This window comes from Streptomyces sp. NPDC059564 (genome assembly GCF_042735575.1).
Taxonomy (GTDB): domain Bacteria; phylum Actinomycetota; class Actinomycetes; order Streptomycetales; family Streptomycetaceae; genus Streptomyces.
The window spans coordinates 1-5,020 of the sequence record NZ_JBHWBP010000466.1 but is presented as its reverse complement, the minus strand read 5'-3'; the positions used below and the strand labels follow the sequence as shown (position 1 = coordinate 5,020).

Annotated in this window: 5 protein-coding genes; 4 read left to right on the top strand and 1 reads right to left on the bottom strand. The window is 71.1% G+C overall.

The genetic code is table 11. The features are described from left to right. Positions 1 to 76: 76 nt before the first annotated feature. Positions 77 to 757 (bottom strand): DUF461 domain-containing protein, encoded by a 681-nt coding sequence (locus ACFV0Q_RS38265; RefSeq protein WP_385012279.1) that lies wholly within the window; start codon positions 755 to 757, stop codon positions 77 to 79. A gap of 554 nt (positions 758 to 1,311) precedes the next feature. Between ACFV0Q_RS38265 and ACFV0Q_RS38260 the strand changes: the two genes are divergently transcribed. The 4 genes from ACFV0Q_RS38260 (at position 1,312) to cysS (ending at position 4,947) form a co-directional block, all read left to right on the top strand. After that, positions 1,312 to 1,794: a CarD family transcriptional regulator gene (locus ACFV0Q_RS38260; RefSeq protein WP_003953493.1), complete on the top strand. Its 483-nt coding sequence runs from the start codon at positions 1,312 to 1,314 to the stop codon at positions 1,792 to 1,794. A 261-nt stretch (positions 1,795 to 2,055) separates the two neighbouring features. After that, positions 2,056 to 2,802, top strand: a complete 747-nt coding sequence (gene ispD, locus ACFV0Q_RS38255) for a 2-C-methyl-D-erythritol 4-phosphate cytidylyltransferase (protein WP_385012277.1) — start codon at positions 2,056 to 2,058, stop codon at positions 2,800 to 2,802. Then, positions 2,792 to 3,325: a 2-C-methyl-D-erythritol 2,4-cyclodiphosphate synthase gene (ispF, locus tag ACFV0Q_RS38250; RefSeq protein ID WP_385012275.1), complete on the top strand. Its 534-nt coding sequence runs from the start codon at positions 2,792 to 2,794 to the stop codon at positions 3,323 to 3,325. The genes ispD and ispF overlap by 11 nt, the downstream gene beginning before the upstream one ends. Before the next feature lie 218 nt (positions 3,326 to 3,543). Continuing rightward, positions 3,544 to 4,947 carry a cysteine--tRNA ligase gene (gene cysS, locus ACFV0Q_RS38245; protein ID WP_385012273.1) on the top strand — a complete coding sequence of 468 codons (1,404 nt, stop codon included), beginning with the start codon at positions 3,544 to 3,546 and terminating at the stop codon, positions 4,945 to 4,947. Positions 4,948 to 5,020 lie beyond the last annotated feature (73 nt).

The window sequence follows — 5,020 nt, the reverse complement described above, 5'->3', positions numbered from 1 at the left end:
GTGAAGCTGAGCGAGGACAAGGGCGGCTGGAGCGGCACCGGCACCGTCGCCCGCGTCAAGGACGGCAGCTACGGCGTCAGTGGCCGGCGCTGTGCGACGGGCTGCCCGACGGCGTGCCCGAGGGGGAGCCCGAGGGGGAGCCCGACGGGGTGGTGCCCGCGGCGCCCGAGGGGGAGCCGGACGGGGAGCCCGACGGCGTGCCGGACGGGGAGCCCGAGGGGGTCGCGCCCGCGGCGACGGGGGCCTCGGTCGGGCCGAAGCCGGCGTACATGCCCGCGTCCGGGACCACGAAGGCGGCGATCGGCACGTCACCGGCGCGGCTCAGCTGGAAGACGACGGGCTGCGCGTTGCCCGCCTCGACGGCGTCGCTGCCGCCCTCGATCACGGCGGAGGCGTTGCCCTTGCCGCCCAGCACCACGGAGCCACCGGCGGGCACGACGACCTTGCCGGAGCCCTCGGCGCCCTTCAGGACGACCTTGGACTTCGCACCCGGAAGGGTGATCTCGTCGAGGGTCTGCGGCGCGATACCGGCGTTGAAGAGGGTTGCGGAGACCGACGCGGGGCCCTTCTTGCCCTTCTCGCCCCGGGTGATCACCAGTGCGTTCTGGACCTTGATGTCGCCCTTGGTGACGGCGGCGTTGTCCGGCTTGATCTCTAGAGTCTGCGCGTCGTTCCCGGCACCGCACGCGGCGAGCGAAGCGATCGAGAACACGACGGCGGTAGCGGCGAGGGCGCCGCGTCGAAGGCTGCGGCTCACGGCTGCGGCATCTCCTAGGACGTACGGACGGGAGGGTGGGCTCTCGGGACGGCCGAGGTAAAGCCGTCCTAAGGGTGTGTCAGCGCGCTTAGGTTACCGAGCCGCCACCCCGCCCCCGCACCCGACCCTCCGCAGCGCGCGCCCCCGGCCGCGCCGGTCCCGCGATCTTGCATTCCCATAACCCGCCGGACACCACCGGAAGATCAATTCAAGGATTCCCTCGAACGCCGCCCGGTGATCAATTCGGGATTGGGCCGGAACCCGCTCCGTACGGGTGGCCGCCAGTCGAACGGAGTACTTCGGTTTCCGGCCCGGTAACCCGGCAAATCGGGACGTACGTCACACTCGTGCGCTCCGCCGTCAGGTGTAACGTGGTCGATTCGGCTGGTCCGCACAGCGCCTCCGACCTGCGCATACCCCCTTCCGGAAGCTCTTCGCAGCACGTTCGTGTCGCTGTTGTCAAGCCCCGAGATGTGCCCTGACCTGCGAAAACGCCATTCATAACAGTCAGTTCTCGTGTTACCCTGGATAGCCACGGAAGGGGTACCTGTCACATGACGTTCAAGGTTGGCGACACCGTGGTCTATCCCCATCACGGGGCCGCGCTGATCGAGGCCATCGAAACTCGCCAGATCAAAGGCGTGGACAAGACCTACTTGGTGCTCAAGGTCGCCCAGGGCGACCTGACGGTTCGTGTGCCTGCGGACAATGCGGAGTTCGTCGGCGTTCGCGACGTAGTCGGCCAGGACGGGCTGGACCGGGTCTTCGAGGTGCTCCGCGCACCGTACGCAGAAGAGCCGACGAACTGGTCCCGGCGCTACAAGGCAAATCTGGAGAAGCTCGCTTCTGGCGATGTCATCAAGGTCGCCGAAGTGGTGCGTGACCTGTGGCGTCGTGAGCGTGAGCGCGGGCTTTCCGCAGGTGAGAAGCGCATGCTCGCGAAGGCGCGCCAGATTCTGGTGAGCGAGCTCGCGCTCGCCGAAAACACCAACGAGGACAAGGCCGAGGCCCTCCTCGACGAGGTTCTCGCGTCCTGACGCTCGAACCGAACCACAGTGTGCCGCGGTGCCCGATGACTAGCCCTCTCCTCCACGAGAGGGCTGTTGCCGGGCGCTGCGGCATGTCTGCATCCGCACCCATATCTTCGGACCCGTAGGTCTGCTTCTCCACCTGGCGTACCGGGTCCGGGCAGCCGGCTCGACCGGTCGTCACGGAAGGGGCGAGGGCGTCGCACCCGGCACCCTTCAGGCCATACCCATGTCGGCCGAAGTCACAAACCTGGCCCGGAGCTACTACTGATGTCTGACCCAACGCGCCCCCACCGCACCGCCGCGGTGATCCCGGCCGCCGGCCGCGGGGTACGCCTCGGCCCCGGCGCCCCCAAGGCCCTGCGGGCCCTCGGCGGGATCCCGATGCTGATCCACGCCGTCCGCGCCATGGCCCGCTCCCGCGCCGTGTCCCTCGTCGTGGTCGTCGCCCCGCCGGACGGCGCCGCCGAGGTACGCAACCTGCTGGACGAGCACGCGCTGCCCGACCGCACCGAGATCCTCGTCGTCCCCGGCGGAGAGACCCGCCAGGAATCCGTACGGGCCGGCCTGGACGCGCTCCCCGCCGACGTCACCTCCGTACTCATCCACGACGCGGCCCGCCCGCTGGTACCCGTCGACACCGTCGACTCCGTCGTCGAGGCCGTCCAGGGCGGCGCCCCCGCCGTGGTCCCCGCCCTGCCGCTGGCCGACACCGTCAAGGAGGTCGAGCCCGGCAAGCCCGGCGAGCCCGAGCCGGTCGTCGCCACGCCCGAGCGGGCCCGGCTGCGCGCCGTACAGACCCCGCAGGGCTTCGACCTCGCCACGCTGCTGCGCGCGCACGAGGCCATCGCCGTCAGCGGCGAGGGCGCCACCGACGACGCCGGCATGGTGGAACGCACCGGGGTCACCGTCGTGGTCGTCCCCGGCCACGAAGAGGCCTTCAAGGTCACCCGCCCCCTCGACCTGGTCCTCGCCGAGGCCGTACTCGCCCGCAGGAGGGCCACCGATGCGTACTAGCTCCGCAGGTTCGGCAGGTTCCGGCGGGGCCGGCGGCGACGCCCGGGTGCCGGTGATGCCGCTCGTCGGGATCGGGACCGATGTGCACGCCTTCGAGGCCGGGCGCGAGCTGTGGTGCGCCGGGCTGCTGTGGGAGGGCGAGGACGGCCTCGCCGGGCACTCCGACGGGGACGTCGCGGCCCACGCCGCCTGCGACGCGCTGTTCTCCGCCGCCGGGGTCGGCGACCTCGGCGCCCACTTCGGCACCTCCCGCCCCGAGTGGTCCGGCGCCTCCGGGGTCACCCTCCTGGCGGAAGCCGCGCGGATCGTACGCGCCGAGGGCTTCGGGATCGGCAACATCGCGATCCAGGTGATCGGCGTACGCCCGAAGATCGGCAAGCGGCGCGAAGAGGCGCAGAAGGCGCTCGCGGCGGCGGCGGGCGCCCCCGTCTCCGTCTCCGGCACCACCACCGACGGCCTCGGCCTCACCGGCCGCGCCGAAGGCCTCGCCGCCATCGCCACCGCCCTCCTCTACCGCACCTGACCGGGAGCCGCCCGGGCCCGCACCGGCCCGGGCGGGGTCGTCTCGTGAGGGGCTTGAGGCCGGGTGGCGGGGCGGGGCCGGCGCGTACCGGGCAAGACGGGAAAACCGCCCGTACGGGGGTTCGTGAGGGGTGGGACGGGGCCGGTTCGGCAACAAAGCGGGGCCCGGGTGGGCAAAGGGTCGCGGGGCACTGCTAGAGGGCCACTACCCTGGATGCCGTGACTATTCGCCTGTACGACACCAGCGCCCGGCAGATCCGTGACTTCACCCCGCTCGTCCCGGGCTGCGTCTCGATCTACCTCTGTGGCGCGACCGTCCAGGCCGCCCCGCACATCGGGCACGTCCGCTCCTACCTGAACTTCGACGTCATGCGCCGCTGGTTCGCCTACCGCGGCTACGACGTCACCTTCATCCGCAACGTCACCGACATCGACGACAAGATCATCGCGAAGTCCGCCGAACAGGGCCGCCCCTGGTGGTCCATCGGCTACGACAACGAGATCGCCTTCAACACCGGCTACGACGCCCTCGGCTGCCTGCGCCCGACCTACGAGCCGCGCGCCACCGGCCACGTCCCCGAGATGATCGAGATGATGCGCGGGCTCATCGAGCGCGGGCACGCGTACGAGTCCGAGGGCAACGTCTACTTCGACGTGAAGTCCTTCCCCGGCTACCTCTCGCTCTCCCGCCAGGAACTCGACAACATCCGCCAGCCCGAGTCCACCGGCGAGACCGGCAAGCGCGACCCCCGCGACTTCGCCATGTGGAAGTCCGTCAAGCCCGGCGAGCCCTCCTGGGAGACCCCCTGGGGCCGCGGCCGTCCCGGCTGGCACCTCGAATGCTCCGCGATGGCGCACAAGTACCTCGGCGAGGCCTTCGACATCCACGGCGGCGGCCTGGACCTGATCTTCCCGCACCACGAGAACGAGATCGCCCAGGCCCAGGCCTTCGGCGACGAGTTCGCCAAGTACTGGGTGCACAACGCCTGGGTCACCATGTCCGGCGAGAAGATGTCCAAGTCGCTCGGCAACTCGGTCCTCGTCTCCGAGATGCTCAAGCACTGGCGCCCCATCGTGCTGCGCTACTACCTCGGCACCCCCCACTACCGCTCGATGATCGAGTACAGCGAGGAGGCCCTGCGCGAGGCGGAGTCCGCCTTCGCCCGCATCGAGGGCTTCTACCAGCGCGTCATCGAGAAGGCCGGCGGCACGGTCGAGCCCGCCGCCGAGGTCCCGCCCGCCTTCGCCGAAGCCATGGACGACGACCTCGGCGTCCCGCAGGCGCTGGCCATCGTCCACACCACCGTCCGCCAGGGCAACAGCGCCCTGGCCGCCGACGACAAGGACGCGGCCATCGCCCGCCTCTCCGAGGTACGGGCCATGCTCGGCGTCCTCGGCCTGGACCCCCTCGACCCGCACTGGGCCGGCGAGTCCGCCGACCGGGGCGAGGACCTGCACGGCGCCGTCGACACCCTCGTACGCCTCGTCCTGGAACAGCGCGAGTCCGCCCGCGCCCGCAAGGACTGGGCCACCGCCGACGCCATCCGCGACCAGCTCCAGCAGTCCGGCCTGGTCATCGAGGACAGCCCCACCGGACCCCGCTGGACCCTCGGCCCGCGCTAGGCGCGTACCACCGACAGGACCCTCCGGAGCTGACCGTGGGTGCCGCCCGGCCCCCGGGGCGCCACACTCTTCA